Annotated in this window: 38 protein-coding genes; 35 read left to right on the forward strand and 3 right to left on the reverse strand. The window is 28.7% G+C overall.

What is annotated here, in order from left to right; translation table 11 throughout:
- The first annotated feature begins 56 nt into the window (after nucleotides 1–56).
- The 14 genes from GQ46_RS17635 (at nucleotide 57) to GQ46_RS17435 (ending at nucleotide 3043) form a co-directional block, all read left to right on the forward strand.
- On the forward strand, nucleotides 57–230 hold the full coding sequence (locus GQ46_RS17635; protein WP_156133142.1) for a hypothetical protein: 174 nt from the start codon (nucleotides 57–59) through the stop codon (nucleotides 228–230).
- Nucleotides 231–254: 24 nt separating this feature from the next.
- On the forward strand, nucleotides 255–419 hold the full coding sequence (locus GQ46_RS17640) for a hypothetical protein (protein ID WP_156133143.1): 165 nt from the start codon (nucleotides 255–257) through the stop codon (nucleotides 417–419).
- Nucleotides 420–534: 115 nt separating this feature from the next.
- On the forward strand, nucleotides 535–684 hold the full coding sequence (locus tag GQ46_RS17645) for a class I lanthipeptide (protein ID WP_156133144.1): 150 nt from the start codon (nucleotides 535–537) through the stop codon (nucleotides 682–684).
- 12 nt (nucleotides 685–696) lie between these two features.
- Nucleotides 697–849: a hypothetical protein gene (locus GQ46_RS17650; protein WP_156133145.1), complete on the forward strand. Its 153-nt coding sequence runs from the start codon at nucleotides 697–699 to the stop codon at nucleotides 847–849.
- Nucleotides 850–854: 5 nt separating this feature from the next.
- Nucleotides 855–998, forward strand: a complete 144-nt coding sequence (locus tag GQ46_RS17655) for a class IIb bacteriocin, lactobin A/cerein 7B family (RefSeq protein WP_156133146.1) — start codon at nucleotides 855–857, stop codon at nucleotides 996–998.
- 248 nt (nucleotides 999–1246) lie between these two features.
- Nucleotides 1247–1390: a hypothetical protein gene (locus GQ46_RS17660; RefSeq protein WP_156133147.1), complete on the forward strand. Its 144-nt coding sequence runs from the start codon at nucleotides 1247–1249 to the stop codon at nucleotides 1388–1390.
- Nucleotides 1391–1579: 189 nt separating this feature from the next.
- The gene (locus GQ46_RS17665; protein WP_156133148.1) at nucleotides 1580–1726 is read left to right on the forward strand and encodes a class I lanthipeptide; all 147 of its coding nucleotides are present in this window, start codon (nucleotides 1580–1582) and stop codon (nucleotides 1724–1726) included.
- Between the two features lie 168 nt (nucleotides 1727–1894).
- Nucleotides 1895–2035, forward strand: a complete 141-nt coding sequence (locus GQ46_RS17670; RefSeq protein ID WP_156133149.1) for a class IIb bacteriocin, lactobin A/cerein 7B family — start codon at nucleotides 1895–1897, stop codon at nucleotides 2033–2035.
- Nucleotides 2036–2062: 27 nt separating this feature from the next.
- The gene (locus tag GQ46_RS17410) at nucleotides 2063–2203 is read left to right on the forward strand and encodes a class IIb bacteriocin, lactobin A/cerein 7B family (RefSeq protein ID WP_082041738.1); all 141 of its coding nucleotides are present in this window, start codon (nucleotides 2063–2065) and stop codon (nucleotides 2201–2203) included.
- A 27-nt stretch (nucleotides 2204–2230) separates the two neighbouring features.
- A complete protein-coding gene (locus GQ46_RS17415; RefSeq protein ID WP_082041738.1) occupies nucleotides 2231–2371 on the forward strand; it encodes a class IIb bacteriocin, lactobin A/cerein 7B family in 141 nt (46 codons plus the stop codon).
- Nucleotides 2372–2398: 27 nt separating this feature from the next.
- Complete coding sequence (locus GQ46_RS17420) at nucleotides 2399–2539, forward strand: class IIb bacteriocin, lactobin A/cerein 7B family (protein ID WP_082041739.1); 141 nt, start codon at nucleotides 2399–2401, stop codon at nucleotides 2537–2539.
- 27 nt (nucleotides 2540–2566) lie between these two features.
- Nucleotides 2567–2707, forward strand: coding sequence for a class IIb bacteriocin, lactobin A/cerein 7B family (locus tag GQ46_RS17425; RefSeq protein WP_082041739.1), 141 nt, complete (start codon nucleotides 2567–2569; stop codon nucleotides 2705–2707).
- A gap of 27 nt (nucleotides 2708–2734) precedes the next feature.
- Nucleotides 2735–2875, forward strand: coding sequence for a class IIb bacteriocin, lactobin A/cerein 7B family (locus GQ46_RS17430; protein ID WP_082041740.1), 141 nt, complete (start codon nucleotides 2735–2737; stop codon nucleotides 2873–2875).
- A 27-nt stretch (nucleotides 2876–2902) separates the two neighbouring features.
- A complete protein-coding gene (locus GQ46_RS17435; protein ID WP_082041740.1) occupies nucleotides 2903–3043 on the forward strand; it encodes a class IIb bacteriocin, lactobin A/cerein 7B family in 141 nt (46 codons plus the stop codon).
- A gap of 121 nt (nucleotides 3044–3164) precedes the next feature.
- Here GQ46_RS17435 and GQ46_RS09955 read toward each other — a convergent pair whose 3' ends face one another.
- Nucleotides 3165–3353 (reverse strand): class I lanthipeptide, encoded by a 189-nt coding sequence (locus GQ46_RS09955; RefSeq protein ID WP_044401246.1) that lies wholly within the window; start codon nucleotides 3351–3353, stop codon nucleotides 3165–3167.
- 214 nt (nucleotides 3354–3567) lie between these two features.
- Here GQ46_RS09955 and GQ46_RS09960 point away from each other — a divergent pair, with 214 nt between their 5' ends.
- From GQ46_RS09960 to GQ46_RS09980, 19 genes are all read left to right on the forward strand, one after another.
- Nucleotides 3568–5388, forward strand: coding sequence for a helix-turn-helix domain-containing protein (locus tag GQ46_RS09960; protein WP_044401249.1), 1821 nt, complete (start codon nucleotides 3568–3570; stop codon nucleotides 5386–5388).
- A gap of 457 nt (nucleotides 5389–5845) precedes the next feature.
- Nucleotides 5846–5968, forward strand: a complete 123-nt coding sequence (locus GQ46_RS18055; protein ID WP_255350630.1) for a hypothetical protein — start codon at nucleotides 5846–5848, stop codon at nucleotides 5966–5968.
- Nucleotides 5969–6124: 156 nt separating this feature from the next.
- Complete coding sequence (locus tag GQ46_RS17675; RefSeq protein WP_156133150.1) at nucleotides 6125–6298, forward strand: hypothetical protein; 174 nt, start codon at nucleotides 6125–6127, stop codon at nucleotides 6296–6298.
- A 27-nt stretch (nucleotides 6299–6325) separates the two neighbouring features.
- Nucleotides 6326–6493 carry a hypothetical protein gene (locus GQ46_RS17680; protein WP_156133151.1) on the forward strand — a complete coding sequence of 56 codons (168 nt, stop codon included), beginning with the start codon at nucleotides 6326–6328 and terminating at the stop codon, nucleotides 6491–6493.
- 35 nt (nucleotides 6494–6528) lie between these two features.
- Complete coding sequence (locus tag GQ46_RS17685; RefSeq protein ID WP_156133152.1) at nucleotides 6529–6705, forward strand: hypothetical protein; 177 nt, start codon at nucleotides 6529–6531, stop codon at nucleotides 6703–6705.
- Between the two features lie 36 nt (nucleotides 6706–6741).
- Nucleotides 6742–6909 carry a hypothetical protein gene (locus GQ46_RS17690; protein WP_156133154.1) on the forward strand — a complete coding sequence of 56 codons (168 nt, stop codon included), beginning with the start codon at nucleotides 6742–6744 and terminating at the stop codon, nucleotides 6907–6909.
- A gap of 27 nt (nucleotides 6910–6936) precedes the next feature.
- Complete coding sequence (locus GQ46_RS17695; RefSeq protein ID WP_156133156.1) at nucleotides 6937–7098, forward strand: class I lanthipeptide; 162 nt, start codon at nucleotides 6937–6939, stop codon at nucleotides 7096–7098.
- Between the two features lie 189 nt (nucleotides 7099–7287).
- Nucleotides 7288–7467, forward strand: coding sequence for a class I lanthipeptide (locus GQ46_RS09965; protein WP_044401253.1), 180 nt, complete (start codon nucleotides 7288–7290; stop codon nucleotides 7465–7467).
- 4 nt (nucleotides 7468–7471) lie between these two features.
- Nucleotides 7472–7675, forward strand: coding sequence for a class I lanthipeptide (locus GQ46_RS09970; protein WP_044401256.1), 204 nt, complete (start codon nucleotides 7472–7474; stop codon nucleotides 7673–7675).
- A 6-nt stretch (nucleotides 7676–7681) separates the two neighbouring features.
- Entirely contained in the window at nucleotides 7682–7843 is a 162-nt protein-coding gene (locus GQ46_RS17700) for a hypothetical protein (RefSeq protein WP_156133158.1), read from the forward strand.
- Nucleotides 7844–8042: 199 nt separating this feature from the next.
- Nucleotides 8043–8219, forward strand: coding sequence for a class I lanthipeptide (locus tag GQ46_RS17705; protein WP_156133160.1), 177 nt, complete (start codon nucleotides 8043–8045; stop codon nucleotides 8217–8219).
- Nucleotides 8220–8421: 202 nt separating this feature from the next.
- Complete coding sequence (locus tag GQ46_RS17710; RefSeq protein ID WP_156133162.1) at nucleotides 8422–8586, forward strand: hypothetical protein; 165 nt, start codon at nucleotides 8422–8424, stop codon at nucleotides 8584–8586.
- Between the two features lie 25 nt (nucleotides 8587–8611).
- Nucleotides 8612–8782 carry a class I lanthipeptide gene (locus GQ46_RS17715; RefSeq protein ID WP_156133164.1) on the forward strand — a complete coding sequence of 57 codons (171 nt, stop codon included), beginning with the start codon at nucleotides 8612–8614 and terminating at the stop codon, nucleotides 8780–8782.
- 159 nt (nucleotides 8783–8941) lie between these two features.
- Entirely contained in the window at nucleotides 8942–9115 is a 174-nt protein-coding gene (locus GQ46_RS17720) for a class I lanthipeptide (RefSeq protein ID WP_156133166.1), read from the forward strand.
- A 180-nt stretch (nucleotides 9116–9295) separates the two neighbouring features.
- The gene (locus tag GQ46_RS17725) at nucleotides 9296–9457 is read left to right on the forward strand and encodes a hypothetical protein (protein WP_156133168.1); all 162 of its coding nucleotides are present in this window, start codon (nucleotides 9296–9298) and stop codon (nucleotides 9455–9457) included.
- A 25-nt stretch (nucleotides 9458–9482) separates the two neighbouring features.
- Nucleotides 9483–9647, forward strand: coding sequence for a class I lanthipeptide (locus tag GQ46_RS17730; RefSeq protein WP_156133170.1), 165 nt, complete (start codon nucleotides 9483–9485; stop codon nucleotides 9645–9647).
- A 21-nt stretch (nucleotides 9648–9668) separates the two neighbouring features.
- A complete protein-coding gene (locus GQ46_RS17735) occupies nucleotides 9669–9845 on the forward strand; it encodes a hypothetical protein (protein WP_156133172.1) in 177 nt (58 codons plus the stop codon).
- A gap of 24 nt (nucleotides 9846–9869) precedes the next feature.
- Nucleotides 9870–10055, forward strand: a complete 186-nt coding sequence (locus GQ46_RS09975) for a class I lanthipeptide (protein ID WP_044401259.1) — start codon at nucleotides 9870–9872, stop codon at nucleotides 10053–10055.
- Between the two features lie 169 nt (nucleotides 10056–10224).
- A complete protein-coding gene (locus GQ46_RS09980) occupies nucleotides 10225–10431 on the forward strand; it encodes a hypothetical protein (RefSeq protein WP_044401263.1) in 207 nt (68 codons plus the stop codon).
- 244 nt (nucleotides 10432–10675) lie between these two features.
- On the opposite strand, the gene GQ46_RS09985 is transcribed toward GQ46_RS09980, so the two are convergent.
- Together GQ46_RS09985 and GQ46_RS09995 are read right to left on the reverse strand one after the other, a co-directional pair.
- Nucleotides 10676–11770 (reverse strand): alcohol dehydrogenase catalytic domain-containing protein, encoded by a 1095-nt coding sequence (locus tag GQ46_RS09985; protein ID WP_044401266.1) that lies wholly within the window; start codon nucleotides 11768–11770, stop codon nucleotides 10676–10678.
- A 633-nt stretch (nucleotides 11771–12403) separates the two neighbouring features.
- Entirely contained in the window at nucleotides 12404–12622 is a 219-nt protein-coding gene (locus GQ46_RS09995; RefSeq protein WP_044401272.1) for a class I lanthipeptide, read from the reverse strand.
- Between the two features lie 199 nt (nucleotides 12623–12821).
- Between GQ46_RS09995 and GQ46_RS10000 the strand changes: the two genes are divergently transcribed.
- Both GQ46_RS10000 and GQ46_RS10005 read left to right on the forward strand, forming a co-directional pair.
- Nucleotides 12822–14618 (forward strand): helix-turn-helix domain-containing protein, encoded by a 1797-nt coding sequence (locus tag GQ46_RS10000; RefSeq protein WP_044401275.1) that lies wholly within the window; start codon nucleotides 12822–12824, stop codon nucleotides 14616–14618.
- 412 nt (nucleotides 14619–15030) lie between these two features.
- Nucleotides 15031–15234 carry a class I lanthipeptide gene (locus GQ46_RS10005; protein ID WP_044401278.1) on the forward strand — a complete coding sequence of 68 codons (204 nt, stop codon included), beginning with the start codon at nucleotides 15031–15033 and terminating at the stop codon, nucleotides 15232–15234.
- Nucleotides 15235–15246: the final 12 nt, after the last annotated feature.

The following is a 15246-nucleotide window of genomic DNA, read 5'->3' on the forward strand; positions in this document are numbered from 1 at the left end:
ATCAAGGCGCGATATACCGAGTATATATTAAATAGTAATTTTTAAAACAAAACATTATGAAAACACAAAAGACATTATTTGAGTTTAAGAAAAAATCAATTGTAGAATTAAATGACACGAAGTTAGAGCATGTGGTTGGAGGAACGGCCACTATAGGCGAATGTTTTCTATGCATTAGAACGAGTAACGGTCCTGGAGGAACAGTCCTGGAGCAGCTAAAACAAGCTTAATTTTAACCCTTAATAGAAATACTTATGAAAACTCAAGACACCAAGCTAAGACTAACAAAAAGAGATATTATAGAACTTAATTCTGAAGCATTGAAGGTCATTAAGGGCGGTTGGACAACTACCGTTTCTAACATAACAACAATAATCAATTTTTCTAAGGACACTTTATGTACATCAGACGTTAAATAAAACGATTAAAACAAGCCAGATATTAGAACAGATGTAGGTATTGTCTTTGGAGACCACATATTCTACAGACTTACAAGAAACTAATAGAAATTAATAGTATATAAAATCAGAAATTATGAAAACACAAAAGAAAAAATTAGTTCTAGGAAAGAACACTATTGTTGAATTAAACACGAAAAACTTATCAAGGGTTAATGGTGGTAGTTGGACCGTTGTGGTAGACTATATAAATGACAAATTAGAAACAGTAACAATAACACAATAAATAGTAATTAGTATGAAAACACAAACAAAACAGACCTTAGATTTTACCAAAAAATCTATCACAGAATTAACGGTAACAGAAGCCGCTTCAATTAATGGAGGAACAGGCTTTATTTGCTCAAACTGCATGACTATTTCTGAAAAATCAATAACTATAATTCAATAACTATTATGAAAACACAAAGCAACCACTTAGTACTTAAAAAGGAATCAGTTGTAGAATTAAATAAAGAGCAATTACAAAATGTAAATGGCGGTACGGCAACACTCATAGGAACTACAAGTTTAATAGCGTTAACGCTAGTAACTAAATAGTCTAAAGATGCTTGAGATGAAGTGGTGGTGAAAATTGTATTTTAATTAGTAGCCACCTTTTCTAATCAAATCAAAGCAAACGAAACTTTTTATTTTAAAATAAGCCCACTTTGGAACAAAAAATTGGATGTAATCATTGCCTTTAGCGATTAGAATAAAACAATCCAATACCTGCTCCTAAAAACGCAGGGATCTTAATAGCATTTTAAATTTATTTGAATAAACAATAACAATTAAAAACACAAATTATGAAAACACAAAACAAAAATTTAGCATTCAACAGGAGTTCATTAGTAGAATTAAGTAATGATGAGTTATATGATGTTAACGGAGGGTCTAGCCCACTTTGCCTACCAACGATTGTTTGGACTATCGTTTTTTTAGCCAATTAAAAAACGAAACTTTTGATTGTCATGTTTTTAAGCACAAGCAGGAATTATAACTGTTTAGTTAATAGCAATCGACAGTTTTAAAAAATAAAGTTACCATAACACGTTTATGCTAAATGCTTTATGTGATATTCCTTGAATCACTTTAATTTTCAAGAAGGTAAAATAAATTAATTTTTAAACACAAAAATTATGAAAACACAAAACAAAAACTTAGCCTTTAACAAAAGCGCAGTAGTAGATTTAAACGATGACCAATTACAAAGTGTAAATGGAGGAACGACGACATTATGTACTGGGACTATCATTGCTACTATCGTAATTATGACTCAAAAATAACAATTAATATATGCAGATATTATAACCGCTTATTTTGGTAAAAGCCATCGACTTTCTCGATAAAGTAAAGTTACCAATAGCAAATTTATGATAAATGCTTTAAGTGATATTTCTTGACTCACTTTAATTTTCAAGAAGCAAAACAAATTAATATTTAAAACACAAATTATGAAAACACAGAACAAAAATTTAGCCTTTAACAAAAGCGCAGTAGTAGACTTAAACGATAATCAATTAATGGATGTAAATGGCGGATCATCTCCTTTATGCACAGGTATTATCATTAGCTTATTAATTACGAGAAAGTAAAATTAACCAATATAAAACACAAATATTATGAAAACACAGAACAAAAATTTAGCCTTTAACAAAAGCGCAGTAGTAGACTTAAACGATAATCAATTAATGGATGTAAACGGTGGAACGTCTCCATTATGTGTAGGCATTATCATTAGCTTATTAATAACAAGAGAATAAAATTAACCAAAATAAAACCTAAATATTATGAAAACACAGAACAAAAATTTAGCCTTTAACAAAAGCGCAGTAGTAGACTTAAACGATAATCAATTAATGGATGTAAACGGTGGAACGTCTCCATTATGTGTAGGCATTATCATTAGCTTATTAATAACAAGAGAATAAAATTAACCAAAATAAAACCTAAATATTATGAAAACACAAAACAAAAATTTAGCATTTAACAAAAGTTCAGTAGTAGACTTAAACGATAATCAATTAATGGATGTAAACGGTGGAACGTCTCCATTATGTGTAGGCATTATCATTAGCTTATTAATAACAAGAGAATAAAATTAACCAAAATAAAACACAAATATTATGAAAACACAAAACAAAAATTTAGCATTTAACAAAAGTTCAGTAGTAGACTTAAACGATAATCAATTAATGGATGTAAACGGTGGAACGTCTCCATTATGTGTAGGCATTATCATTAGCTTATTAATAACAAGAGAATAAAATTAACCAAAATAAAACACAAATATTATGAGAACACAAAACAAAAATTTAGCATTTAACAAAAGTTCAGTAGTAGACTTAAACGATAATCAATTAATGGATGTAAACGGTGGAACGTCTCCATTATGTGTAGGCATTATCATTAGCTTATTAATAACAAGAGAATAAAATTAACCAAAATAAAACACAAATATTATGAGAACACAAAACAAAAATTTAGCATTTAACAAAAGTTCAGTAGTAGACTTAAACGATAATCAATTAATGGATGTAAACGGTGGAACGTCTCCATTGTGTGTAGGCATTATCATTAGCTTATTAATAACAAGAGAATAAGCAGAGCATTTTTGCAAATAAGCCATAGACTTAATTATGGTCTAAAAAAAGCGTGTAACTTAACTGTTACACGCTTTTTTATTGAATCCTTAATTTGGTAACAAAGGTTTCAAAAAATAGTTTAATTACTTTGCGCTAAAATGGCATGATTTTGATCACATAACCAAGACGTGTTTATTGGAGACAGGTGACTTTGTATTGCTACACTAGTAGTGTCTGTACCTCCATGTACGCTATTAAGGGTTGAGTCATTAAGTTCAACAATGTTTTTTTTGTTAAATTGTAGTTTTCTGTTTGCTTGAGTTTTCATGAGGAATAGTTTGATATAGATTAATTATTCGTTTGTACTTAACAAATATGATTAATTATTTTCATAGCCCAAAAATTGATATGCTATGATTTATAAAAAAAAGATTTACTTATTTATTTTAAACACCACAAAATCAAGGAGTTGCATCGGTTTTTAAATTAAAAAAAAAAACGTAGTTTTACCAGTAATATTTAGTCCAAAGATCCCTCCGCTAATGAAAAGTAAACTGTTTTTCTTCATTTTTTTCGTATTGTTTTTTCATAATCCAATATTTGGTCAAGAGACAATCGCTTCTACAGGTGATTCTATAAAAAAATATATTTATAACAATCCAGAAAAAGCAATTATATACAGTCATAAGTTTGTCAAGCTAAACCAGGCCGAGAATAATACAGAAAATATAATATTGGGATATTCCGTTTTAGCTTTTTCTCATGAGATAATGAATGAAATTGATAGTACCCTATATTATTACTACAAAAGATTGAGCTTAGTCAATAAACCAATAGAAATTATACAAAACAAGTACTACATTGCCAGAATATTTGACAATAACTATGATTATAATGAGGCTTTACAGCTGTATGGTCAAATAATAGATTTAGCAAAGGCGGAAAAAAATGATACCATAGTAGAGGACATTAAATTTTCAATAGAGCTTATTAAAACTAAAGTGGGTTTAAATAGAAAAGGACTTTCTAAAGAAGCGTTTAAATATCTAAAAGAGGCCTATATTAAACAAAAAGAGAATGACAACCTAATTCTTAGATACAATAGAAAAAGTCTTATAGAGGTTTATTTAAATGAAAACAATATAACTGAAGCGCTTTCACTAATTAATGAAGGCATAAATCAAGCGAGGGATACTAATAATGTACTGTTTCTTTTCTACATGTACGATTATAGGTCTGCGGCTTACTTAGAGTTAAAAGATTTAAATAGGGCTACAAGTGATGCTAATGAAGCTATGGATTACGCTTTACAGCTTAAAAACGAGGAATTTATTAATGAAATAAATTATAGATTAGCTGAGATTGCTGTTGTAAACAAAAAATTTAAAGAAGCACTAAACAATTTAAAAACGGTATTAAAAAGTGATATTGATAAATCCGCGCTTCAAGCTTCAAAATACTTTAAATTAACAGCCAATGTATACGAGAGTTTAGATAGTATTAGACTCTCAAATACATTTTATTCTCAATACATTGAAGAAAGAGAAAAAGCCACTCAAGGGTATTTGTCTGCAATACAAAGTATTCATGATATAACGCTTAAAGAAGAACTCTCAGATGTTCAAAAGTCATATGAAGAAGAACTCATGGGAGAAATTTCTGAAAAGGAAAAACTAAAGAAAACAAAATGGTTATGGACGGTCATTAGCGGAATTCTACTAGTATTATCAATTGCGATATTTTCATTTTTTAGAAATAAATCTAAAGTAAATCAAAAACGTTTTGACGATTTAATGATAAAAATCAATGCTTTTGAACAACGAAAAGCAGAAGAAAATAAATCTAGTCGAGATAAAAAAGAGAAAATAAAACCTAAAGAAGAGGTTGTAGAATTATCTCAAACCATAGAAAAAAGTAGTGTTGAGGTGTTAAGTAATGATCAGAAAGAAGATAATCAGAAAGAAGATGATCAGGTGGAAGAAGAAACAGAGACTACTTATATTATTGATGATAAAAAAGTGGAAGAAATACTGGTAAAACTTCAAAAACTTGAAGAAAAACAATATTACTTACGCCAGGACTGCACACTACATAACATGGCAAAAAAACTTAAAACCAATACTTCTTACCTTTCAAAAATAGTAAATACACACCTAGATAAATCCTTTAGCACCTATATAAACGAGCTTAGGATTAATCACGCTATTCTTGAGTTAAAAAACAACAAACGATTACGCTCTTATTCAGTTAAAGGTATTGCTGGAGAAATGGGCTATAAAAATGCCGATGCTTTTTCTAGATATTTTAGACACGCAACAGGGATTTCTCCTTCTGTTTACATTAAAAAGATTGAAGAAATTTAGAAAAACACATTTTAGTTCAACTTTTTGATTTATAGTGTTTTACACTGTAAAAAACACCGTTTTTTTTATAAATTGTTGGCTACTTCCTTTGGATACTACTTTTAATTGAGATTACTTTGGGACAAGAAATTAAACATATCTAATAATTTAAATCAAGCATTTTTAATTATTAGACATAAAAAAACAGAGCTCTGTAAAGCCCTGTTAATTTTGAAAACACAAATTTTCATGTATTCCGTGTCCGTCAACATTGAATACTCTGCAAATATATATTTTTTTTGTGTCATCACAAAAGATAATATATCTCAAGAGTACTTCACTACATTTTTCGGAATACAAGATTAAAATAAGATTTAGCTTAAGGCATAACAGCGCTTGGGTTAAAGAACTGATGAACCCTATGTTTTTAGTTAGTAATCAGTTCTTTACGATATTAGTTTAATTAAAATTTTGAATAATGAAAACAACGCAAGGTAACACAGATCTCTATTTAAATTCCTTAGACTTTATCTCAAGTGAATTATTTGAAGAATTTGATAATGTCTATCATTCATTAGACGACGCAATTATTATTGATTAATCATAATTAGGAGAATTAAATGGTAGAAGGTAAGCAGTCTCCTAAGGTCAAATTACAGAAGAGAACTATAGTAGAACTAACTAACAATAAAAGTTGGTGGAAAAAGCTATTGAGAGTATTAAATACAAAATCAAGTAACATTTAAATTATAATATTATGAAAACACAAAACACAAGATTTCAATTCAAAAAAAGTACAATCGTTGAGCTAAACAAAGACACCCTTAGTACGGTTGTTGGAGGAACAGTAACTATTGGAGGTTGCTTTCTATGCATTAGAACAAGTAATGGTCCAGGAAGTATAATACTAGAAGATCTTACACAGGCTTAATTTATTAACTACTTAAATACTAATATTATGAAAACACGAAATAAAAAAGCGGATTTAAATTTTTCCAAAAACGCAATTGTAGAATTAAACAACAATGATTTACATAAAGTGTTTGGAGGCACCTTTAGTACCAATTCAGAAAGTGGCCCACTTTGCGATATGGCAGAGATTATATCGAAATTATTTACAAGGTAGAGCGCAATTACATACACTAATTAAAATTTAATACCATGAAAACAAAAACATCAAAATTATCATTTGATACACGTTCTATTTTAGAATTAAATACAAGCACACTTAACGAAGTAAAAGGTGGGACATCACTAATTTTAGGGTTAACAACATCAATACAAATACCAACGATTAACTATTCAACCAATACACTGTGTACTTCAGACGCCAAATAGCGTTAAGACGATACAATTAATTTTTAAACCATATATATGAAAACAAAAAAATCAGAACTTGTATTTGGTATACGTGCCGTAGTTGAGCTTCAAAATGATGTACTCCTGTCTGTTAACGGAGGGACAATTGTTACAGTTAATATTACCGAGTTAACAAGGCAAATAACTTGTGGCGGTGGCGAAGACAGCTGCGTAACTAGATAACAAATCACATAACTTAAAACAACTTTTATGAAAACACAAAACACAAAATTAATACTTAATAAGAGCGCAATTGTAGAGCTGCAACCTTCAGATTTACAGAGAATTAATGGGGGTTCATTAACAGATATAATAGATTTCGCTGAAGATATTTTAATTGAAAACACCTACGGTAGCTGGTTATTCCACTAAACAAACTAAATCTTGATGTATGAGATTCAAATCGAACGCGTTTTTATTATTTAAAGCTAGAACAGCGTTTTAAACTCTCAAAAAACAGCTATTGAATTGAAAGGAAGTACGTAAGAAATATTTAGGTCTTCAATCTGGATATAACTATCAATTTTAAAACATTATTAAACTTAAATTAAACACTTTATTATGAAAACACAAAAAACAGAATTACAATTCGGAAAAAGTTCAATAACAGAACTTAATGATAACCAGACCAAAGCTGTTAATGGAGGGTGCCAATGGAGCCAATCTTCTGGTCCTACATTAACATTGAATATTTCCATTATAAAAGACCCTACACCAACTATTGACTTCGAAATAAATTAGAATTATGAACAAACAAAATAAAAATGGATTACATTTTTCAAAACATGTCATCACAGAGCTTAACGAAACAGAGGTAAGTAAAGTAAACGGGGGAACATCTCCTATGACGCTATTGAGCTGCTCCTTTTGTATTAGTAGTAGTAATGGTAATACTGGGAATTTAAGTATTACAGGATCAATTAGCATATTTGAAAATATTGAAAAATAGATCATTATGAAAACACAAAACATAAAACTAAATTTTAAATCTACTTCTGTATTAGAATTGAATGATTCTCACTTGAATACTGTTGTAGGGGGATCTCCTATTACAGATGCTATTGAAGTGATTACGAGAGCAACTACTTATGGAACGTGGTTTGACTTCGTTGTCTAAAGGAAAAAATTAAAAGGCTCTTACAACGGATGATGAAACAATCTAATAAACTAATTTTAGTAAGCAGTCTATTGTAGAATTAAAAAACAATTAATTACACAAAATTAATGGCAAAAAGAGTTGTGCGTTAGATATTTCATGATGCATAAATCGAATAGTTCTTAAAACATTAACAGAGTGTACACTAAACAATTTTAAAATGAAAACACAAACACAAAAATTGAGTTTAAAAAAAGTATCATTAGTTGAGCTGTCGAGCGAAACACTTAATAATGTAAAAGGAGGAGGGACTACTACAGATGGTAACGAACAGACAACATTAGTCTGTGGAGACTGTATTTTGGTTCCAACAAGTATTCGAAACATTACTAAATAATACACTCTTAATTAAATAAAACAGAAGTATTGCTCTTGTTTATAAGGGTATAAATGTCAACCATTGAAGATTTTTCGTTTGCTATAGCCATCGACTTTATCGATTAAAACATTTTTAGCACTTACAAATAATCTCAAGAAGTTAAAGGTTGTAGCCGTAATTAAAATACAACAATTACATTAACAATTAAAAACACAAATTTATGAAAACACAAAACACAAAACAGGTATTAGATTTTACAAAAAAATCTATCATCCAATTGACAGACGTTGAATCGGCTTCAGTTAATGGAGGTACGGGTTATGTATGCTCAAATTGCCTTTCAATTACAGATGTCTTTACAATAACAAAAGAAGTTCAAAAATAATTATTAATAAATTAAAACAAGAATTATGAAAACACAAAACACAAAATTAGACTTTAGTAAGAATTCTATTATCGAATTAAACGATCTAGAATTGAATGGCGTTGCTGGTGGAGACTCTATAGGTTTATCAATTTCTTTTAACGAAGTTACTAGCTTTTATTGGCCGGCAATTAGTCTTATTATTGAAATAAAATAGGTCAAAACAATTAGAATTCACAAACCTAATACGCTAAAAATTATTGTTTATTTAATATAGCCTCAACTTTTTCGATTTTTAACACTTGATATTAAAGAACTCTAATTAAAGTAAAGTTAAACCTTTCAAATACCGCAATTTTTAATACAATATATAAATATGAAAACACAAAATAGAAAACTAGACTTTAGCAAGAACTCTATTTTAGAATTGAACGACCAACAGTTAACAGGAGTAGCTGGTGGAGGAGACTCTGTAGGTTTATCAATTTCTTTCCACGAAGTTACCAGTTGGTACTGGCCAGCAGTTAGCCTTATTCTTGAGATAAATTAAGTTAAAACAGTTTACGGTAAATAGACAAACAATAATAACATGCGAAAATTTATAAGTTTATTTAATATAGCCCTCGACTTTTTCGATTTTTTATCTAGATATGAATAAACTATAACGTAATAGCAGAGGTAAATGAGAACAACCTTACAATAGTCTCAACCATTTATAAAAGTTAAAATTATGAAAACACAAAACACAGAATTAAATTTCACAAAAAGCGCTATCGTTGAACTAAATGACAAAGACATGCGTGACATCAACGCAGGAGGAGGAAGCATAACCATTTTTGTTGGACATGACGATGAAACACAATTAGAAATAGATGTTACAATTTTTTGGTAACAGTTAACTTTTAAAAACAAATATTATGAAAACACAAAACACAAAATTACAGTTTAAAAAAGATTCAATTTCTGAATTAAATGACCAACAAATGATTGGTGTAAACGGTGGGGATGCAGTAACATTCTCTTTTGTTGAAAATAGTAAAGGGGATCTTATATTCTGGATTTCAGTAGCAATTGATGATTAACATTTAAAAACAATACATATTATGAAAACACAAAACAAAAAATTAAATTTTGATAAGTCTACAGTAATCGAGTTAGGTGATGTAGAAGCAAGAGACATTGAAGGAGGAACAGCATGGTATTGTGTAAGCGCTATTCTTGTTGTTGCAGTAACTGTAACAGTTTCAGATGAACAAGTTATTTCAGTAGTTCACCATTAATATTAATTAGTAAATTAAATACTTATGAAAACCAAAAACGCAAAATTAAATTTCCAAAAGCATTCAGTTGTAGAATTAACAGACAACAACATGAATCAAATTAAAGGAGGAAACCCAACAACCACTGTAACAGTCTCTAGTTGGCTATGTAGTGCAGCTGTTAGTTTATTTACTCAGTTTGAAATCAATTTAAACTATGATGCTCATTAAATTTTATTTAATGTTTTTTAAAAAGGCTGTCTTAAATTTAAGGCAGTCTTTTTTACATAAATTGACTGTTTAATATGTTGCTAAATGGTATGGATGTTTTTTTAGATCAAATAACACCAGGTCTTGCTTTGCATTATACTTTAGAAATAAATAATAAAAGTAAATTATTATGAAAACTAAAAACTCAAAATTAAATTCCGTAATGCGTTCAGTTATAGAATTAACAGATGACAACACGAATCAAATTAAAAGAGGAGAAACAATTATAGCAAGAGTATATAGCTGGCGATATGGAACAGCTGTTGTTCTACTTGTTATTTTATTTGTTATTTTACTGACTCAGTTTGATATTAATTTTAACTATGGTGCTCATTAAGTGTTTCTAAGTTCTTTTTGATTTATATCAATTATGTTTTCCAGAATAGGTCGATATGATAAAAAACCAGAACGTTTAAATGTTCTGGTTTTTTATTATATTTAGATTCAAATATGTTTGTCTGTATTTAGAGACTGAAGTTTTGCATAAAGTGTCTTAAACACTTCCTCTGGATCATTTACGTATTAAAAACAACCCGCTATAGAAAGACATATATGACACCCCAATATTTAGGACCTTTTAATTAGTATATAAAACAAACTTTTCCAAATCGATTCTTTTCCAAATTAAATGATTTTAAAACAAAATCATTAATATTGTCATTTTCTGAAAACTCGCTATCAATTGGAACTGAGTTTTCTTTGTTTAGTATTTTAATACCATCTTTCAAATCTTCAGTAGATCCTAAACAATTTCCTATAAGGTGAACATTGTATAAAATTAAATGAGATAATAATAATGGTAATTTAATGCCTTTATCTCCTAATTTTTTTTCAGAAGATTGACTAAAAAATCCACAAGTCAAGTATTTGCAATTATAATTTAATTTTTTATTTAATAATAAATATGGAAAATAAGTGTCTGAAAACGGATCGAAAACGACATCAAAAGTTATGTTTTTTGGAATTGAATCGTCTTTAAATGAAAATACTTCTTTAATAAATGGAAACTTCTCTTTTACGGAGCCAATTTCACTGCCGGAATAGGACAACCCATAAATATTACAGTCATAATCTTTTAAAATACTCAGAAGAAAAAGGGAGGTATACGATGTTACAGAAGTAACTAAAATATTTTCTCCTTTTTTAATCTGCGCTTTTTTAATCATTGACATGCCTGTTTGAGCTCCAATTCCAATACCAGATGCTATATTTACAGGAAATCCTTTTGGTAACTTCATCAGCTTTTTTTTATGAAGAACTTCTAATTCTTTACTACCATGATTTGTTGGGATACCTGGTTTCCCGCTACCTTGGTAATTTGGATAAAAACCATCCTGTATTACAAAATCACCAATTTTAAGATTATCTACGTTTTTACCAATCTTAACGACTTCACCACAAAAATCTGAACCAATAGGATAATAGGTGTCTCCATCAAAATCTTTCAGCTTGTTCCATGCATTTTCTATAATCCCTAAATCTCTATAGTTTAAAGAAAACCCCTTTTTTCTTACTAATACAGTATCATTATAGCGTTCATCATTTTCTAGAAACTCCTCATCGGGCACATCAATTAGAGCTAGGGGTATTTTTAAAGAGTCAATTGGAATATAACTTTTGTGTTTGTCTTCGATTTTTTTATCTAAAGATGGACTTAGTACTGCTAGTGTTTTCATTTTTTTTAAGTTTGTTTTTGTCTATGTAGTGCTTTGCTATAGTATTAAAAAGGATGTCGTGAACCATCATTTTATTCAAGCGTGGTTTTGATAAGAATACTCAATGACAAAACCATATGTAAATAATTTAATACTGCTTTTATTTTTAATAAAACCTTCTTTTAAAATGCCCTGTAATGGTATACGCCTTTCTGCTGTGGCCGCTAAATTTAAAAAGGTTTCTATAGTATATAGATTTTCGCTTTATAACGCCATTACACGTATCACTTTAACAGTTAAACAAATTACATTAATATTTTATAGGGATACAAAAACAGTAAACTATAATTTATAAAAAAACAACGCTTTAATAGTTTTTAAAAAACTGCAAATCAAAAGTTTAACTGCCGATGCTATGAAACTAAAATACATAATTTTGTTAGTCTGTTTTTAGACTTGTAATGCCTTTTAAATGGAAAAATAAATTGTGTTTATTTATAATTTAAATAACCCAGAATCTTTAATGAGACCCTATTGGTTAGTGATTTAATAAAAACATTGATTATAAAATTGAAACAAAAAGAGCGTGTTATTTTAAAATAACACGCTCTTTTTGTTTTAATAAGTGAGGACTAATTATTTTTATACTAGTAACTAGCCTAAGCCGGCGATAATATTCACTGAAAGGCAAATATTTCTAGTTCCTAAAATATCAGGAGGAACAGAATCACCTCCACCAGTACCATTACCATCATCAATTCCTGAATCTGTTACTGACCCAGTACCACCGTTTATCTTAAAAATGTCTGAGTCGTTAAGTTCCACAATATTATTTTTTTTAAAGACTAACTTTTTGTTTGCTTGAGTTTTCATAAATTATATAGGTTTATTTATTTATTGAACAAATATTATTATTAAATTTGAATCCTACAAAAAGTAAGAACTTTTATTTATAAATAAGCGCAATCTTTAAGACTTATAATTTATTTAAAAACAAACACTTAACAGGTAATTTTTTTAACAAAAAAACGTGGTTTAACTTAACAACAGTTGCTTAAAGATTCACTAAATAATGAAAATTAAATTCATTTTTCTCCTGGTTTTCATTTTTTTCAAGTATTCAGCATATAGTCAAGAGATAAATTCACCTATTGAGGATTCTATTAAAAAATATATTTATAGTAAACCCAAAAAGGCGATAGTATTTAGTAAAAAATACCTTCAACAAAATTTGGAGACGGGAGATACTGAAAAAATAAAATTAGCATATTCTCTTTTAGCTGTTTGTAATGAAGTTACCAATCAAAGCGATAGTGTTTTATACTATTATCATAAAAGGTTAAGTTTAGCAGAGCACCCATTAGATATTATTAATAATAAATTTTATTTAGCTAGAACATATGACAATAGTTATAATTATAATGAGGCCTTGCAACTTTACAGTCAAGCATTAGATTTAGCAAAAAAGGAAAATAATGATGCCCATATATCTCATTTAAGGTTGTCTATTGAGCTGCTTAAAATGAAACTAGGTCTGAATAAAGATGGTATATCTACAGGAGCATTTAATTATTTGAAGGAATCATATAGCGCACAAAAAGGCGATCGAACAGGTTCTTTTGTAAGATATAATAGAAAAAGACTTATAGAGGTTTATTTACATAAAAATGAAATTGATAAGGCAGAACCTCTTATTAAAGAAGGTCTGGAGGTGGCATTGCAAAGTGAAAACATGCTATTTTTATATTATATGTTTGAGTTTAGGTCAAGAAGTCATTTTTTGAAAGGAGATCTGGCAAAGGCAAAGCTTGACGCCCTAGAAGCAAAAAGATATGCAACAAAACTGACTAACAATGCGTTTCTTAACGAAATAAATTATAGGTTATCAGACATTTCATCTAAAGAAAATAATTATGAAGAAGCTTTATCCTATTTAAAAGCAATTTTAAAAAAAGATGCTAATAAACCAGCCCACCAAGCAGCTAAGTATTATAAGCTAATAGCAGATATATACAAGAGAATAGATAGTACTAAGCTATCATATAAATTCTATTATAAATACATTGAAGAAAAAGAAAAGGCAACTCAAGAATATCTCGTAGCTATAGCTAGTATTCATGATATTACACTAAAAGAACAACTTTCAGATGTTCAAAGTATGCATGAAGAAGAACTTAGGGAAGAAATTTTAAAAAAAGAAGAACAAAAAAAAACAAAATGGGCGTGGACTGGAATTAGTGGCGTGTTGTTATTGTTAATAATTTTGTTGTTTTTCTTTTTTAAAAATAAATCTAAAGTCAACCAAAAGCGTTTTGATGACTTGATGATAAAGATTAATGCTTTTGAAGCACGAAAAGGCGAAGAAAACAAATTGAAACTTACTAAAGTAGCAATACAAGATCCTATATTAGAAGAGCAGGATATAGAACAACCAAAATTTGTAGAAAAAAATGTTGTAAAAGATATAAACTATAAGCTGCATGAAGAAGATACAGACACCATCAATACTATTGATGTTAAAAAAGTAGAAGAGATCTTAATAAAAATTCAAAAACTTGAAGAAAAACAGTATTTTTTACGCCAAGATTGCACACTTCATAATATGGCTAAAAAGCTTAAAACTAATACTTCTTATTTATCTAAAATAATAAATACACATCTGGATAAATCTTTTAGCATCTATATAAATGAACTCAGAATTAATTATGCTATCATAGAGTTAAAAAACAATAAAAGATTAAGATCATACTCTATTAAAGGCATAGCAGAAGAAATGGGCTATAAAAGTGCAGATGCTTTTTCCCGTTATTTTAGAGCTGCAACCGGTATTACGCCTTATGTTTACATTAAAAAAATACAAGAAATATAAAAAATCTATATTTTAATATAACTAACTGAATGATAGGTTTTTGATATTAAAAAAAACAGACTTCATTTATAAATTGTAGTTCTCTTCGCTTTGATACTCCTTTTTTTAGAGATTACTTTGAACCATCAAACTAAAGGTTCTAATAATTACTTTCAAGCAATAAATTAAAGATAGCAAAATCCAGAATTTTGAATTCTTTTGAATTCGTCTCAATCGAATTAAAAAAAGAATTTCTAGATGTTAATCTTTATTTAGACAATGTTGTAATTATTAATAACATGAAAGAAAAAGCGAGTTACATAAAAGACTTTAGATAAAAAAAAAGAAGTAGAGCTATCTGAAAAACAAAAGTTGGATGGTTAAGCTTTCGAGTAAACTTAAAAACAAACATAAACCTTAAAATTAAATCATTATGAAAAAACAAAACAAGAAATTACAGTTTTTAAAAAACTCAATTACTGAGCTTACAGACCCTCAAATAAAAGGGATTAATGGAGGATGTCAATTTAGCGATTCATCTGGACCTACAAAAGACATCAAGTTCTCTATTATAGATAATAACACATCATTAAATAATACATCTTTAGTTATACCAGATTTATTATTAGGGAATTAAAAACAGAATATT

This window comes from Lacinutrix sp. Hel_I_90 (genome assembly GCF_000934685.1).
Taxonomy (GTDB): domain Bacteria; phylum Bacteroidota; class Bacteroidia; order Flavobacteriales; family Flavobacteriaceae; genus Lacinutrix.

Excerpts from the sequence above, each read along its gene's own strand:
- GQ46_RS17635 (WP_156133142.1), top strand. The coding sequence starts at position 57 with ATGAAAACACAAAAGACATTATTTGAGTTTAAGAAAAAATCAATTGTA.
- GQ46_RS17640 (WP_156133143.1), top strand. The coding sequence starts at position 255 with ATGAAAACTCAAGACACCAAGCTAAGACTAACAAAAAGAGATATTATA.
- GQ46_RS17645 (WP_156133144.1), top strand. The coding sequence starts at position 535 with ATGAAAACACAAAAGAAAAAATTAGTTCTAGGAAAGAACACTATTGTT.
- GQ46_RS17650 (WP_156133145.1), top strand. The coding sequence starts at position 697 with ATGAAAACACAAACAAAACAGACCTTAGATTTTACCAAAAAATCTATC.
- GQ46_RS17655 (WP_156133146.1), top strand. The coding sequence starts at position 855 with ATGAAAACACAAAGCAACCACTTAGTACTTAAAAAGGAATCAGTTGTA.
- GQ46_RS17660 (WP_156133147.1), top strand. The coding sequence starts at position 1,247 with ATGAAAACACAAAACAAAAATTTAGCATTCAACAGGAGTTCATTAGTA.
- GQ46_RS17665 (WP_156133148.1), top strand. The coding sequence starts at position 1,580 with ATGAAAACACAAAACAAAAACTTAGCCTTTAACAAAAGCGCAGTAGTA.
- GQ46_RS17670 (WP_156133149.1), top strand. The coding sequence starts at position 1,895 with ATGAAAACACAGAACAAAAATTTAGCCTTTAACAAAAGCGCAGTAGTA.
- GQ46_RS17410 (WP_082041738.1), top strand. The coding sequence starts at position 2,063 with ATGAAAACACAGAACAAAAATTTAGCCTTTAACAAAAGCGCAGTAGTA.
- GQ46_RS17415 (WP_082041738.1), top strand. The coding sequence starts at position 2,231 with ATGAAAACACAGAACAAAAATTTAGCCTTTAACAAAAGCGCAGTAGTA.
- GQ46_RS17420 (WP_082041739.1), top strand. The coding sequence starts at position 2,399 with ATGAAAACACAAAACAAAAATTTAGCATTTAACAAAAGTTCAGTAGTA.
- GQ46_RS17425 (WP_082041739.1), top strand. The coding sequence starts at position 2,567 with ATGAAAACACAAAACAAAAATTTAGCATTTAACAAAAGTTCAGTAGTA.
- GQ46_RS17430 (WP_082041740.1), top strand. The coding sequence starts at position 2,735 with ATGAGAACACAAAACAAAAATTTAGCATTTAACAAAAGTTCAGTAGTA.
- GQ46_RS17435 (WP_082041740.1), top strand. The coding sequence starts at position 2,903 with ATGAGAACACAAAACAAAAATTTAGCATTTAACAAAAGTTCAGTAGTA.
- GQ46_RS09955 (WP_044401246.1), bottom strand. The coding sequence starts at position 3,353 with ATGAAAACTCAAGCAAACAGAAAACTACAATTTAACAAAAAAAACATT.
- GQ46_RS09960 (WP_044401249.1), top strand. The coding sequence starts at position 3,568 with ATGAAAAGTAAACTGTTTTTCTTCATTTTTTTCGTATTGTTTTTTCAT.
- GQ46_RS18055 (WP_255350630.1), top strand. The coding sequence starts at position 5,846 with ATGAAAACAACGCAAGGTAACACAGATCTCTATTTAAATTCCTTAGAC.
- GQ46_RS17675 (WP_156133150.1), top strand. The coding sequence starts at position 6,125 with ATGAAAACACAAAACACAAGATTTCAATTCAAAAAAAGTACAATCGTT.
- GQ46_RS17680 (WP_156133151.1), top strand. The coding sequence starts at position 6,326 with ATGAAAACACGAAATAAAAAAGCGGATTTAAATTTTTCCAAAAACGCA.
- GQ46_RS17685 (WP_156133152.1), top strand. The coding sequence starts at position 6,529 with ATGAAAACAAAAACATCAAAATTATCATTTGATACACGTTCTATTTTA.
- GQ46_RS17690 (WP_156133154.1), top strand. The coding sequence starts at position 6,742 with ATGAAAACAAAAAAATCAGAACTTGTATTTGGTATACGTGCCGTAGTT.
- GQ46_RS17695 (WP_156133156.1), top strand. The coding sequence starts at position 6,937 with ATGAAAACACAAAACACAAAATTAATACTTAATAAGAGCGCAATTGTA.
- GQ46_RS09965 (WP_044401253.1), top strand. The coding sequence starts at position 7,288 with ATGAAAACACAAAAAACAGAATTACAATTCGGAAAAAGTTCAATAACA.
- GQ46_RS09970 (WP_044401256.1), top strand. The coding sequence starts at position 7,472 with ATGAACAAACAAAATAAAAATGGATTACATTTTTCAAAACATGTCATC.
- GQ46_RS17700 (WP_156133158.1), top strand. The coding sequence starts at position 7,682 with ATGAAAACACAAAACATAAAACTAAATTTTAAATCTACTTCTGTATTA.
- GQ46_RS17705 (WP_156133160.1), top strand. The coding sequence starts at position 8,043 with ATGAAAACACAAACACAAAAATTGAGTTTAAAAAAAGTATCATTAGTT.
- GQ46_RS17710 (WP_156133162.1), top strand. The coding sequence starts at position 8,422 with ATGAAAACACAAAACACAAAACAGGTATTAGATTTTACAAAAAAATCT.
- GQ46_RS17715 (WP_156133164.1), top strand. The coding sequence starts at position 8,612 with ATGAAAACACAAAACACAAAATTAGACTTTAGTAAGAATTCTATTATC.
- GQ46_RS17720 (WP_156133166.1), top strand. The coding sequence starts at position 8,942 with ATGAAAACACAAAATAGAAAACTAGACTTTAGCAAGAACTCTATTTTA.
- GQ46_RS17725 (WP_156133168.1), top strand. The coding sequence starts at position 9,296 with ATGAAAACACAAAACACAGAATTAAATTTCACAAAAAGCGCTATCGTT.
- GQ46_RS17730 (WP_156133170.1), top strand. The coding sequence starts at position 9,483 with ATGAAAACACAAAACACAAAATTACAGTTTAAAAAAGATTCAATTTCT.
- GQ46_RS17735 (WP_156133172.1), top strand. The coding sequence starts at position 9,669 with ATGAAAACACAAAACAAAAAATTAAATTTTGATAAGTCTACAGTAATC.
- GQ46_RS09975 (WP_044401259.1), top strand. The coding sequence starts at position 9,870 with ATGAAAACCAAAAACGCAAAATTAAATTTCCAAAAGCATTCAGTTGTA.
- GQ46_RS09980 (WP_044401263.1), top strand. The coding sequence starts at position 10,225 with ATGAAAACTAAAAACTCAAAATTAAATTCCGTAATGCGTTCAGTTATA.
- GQ46_RS09985 (WP_044401266.1), bottom strand. The coding sequence starts at position 11,770 with ATGAAAACACTAGCAGTACTAAGTCCATCTTTAGATAAAAAAATCGAA.
- GQ46_RS09995 (WP_044401272.1), bottom strand. The coding sequence starts at position 12,622 with ATGAAAACTCAAGCAAACAAAAAGTTAGTCTTTAAAAAAAATAATATT.
- GQ46_RS10000 (WP_044401275.1), top strand. The coding sequence starts at position 12,822 with ATGAAAATTAAATTCATTTTTCTCCTGGTTTTCATTTTTTTCAAGTAT.
- GQ46_RS10005 (WP_044401278.1), top strand. The coding sequence starts at position 15,031 with ATGAAAAAACAAAACAAGAAATTACAGTTTTTAAAAAACTCAATTACT.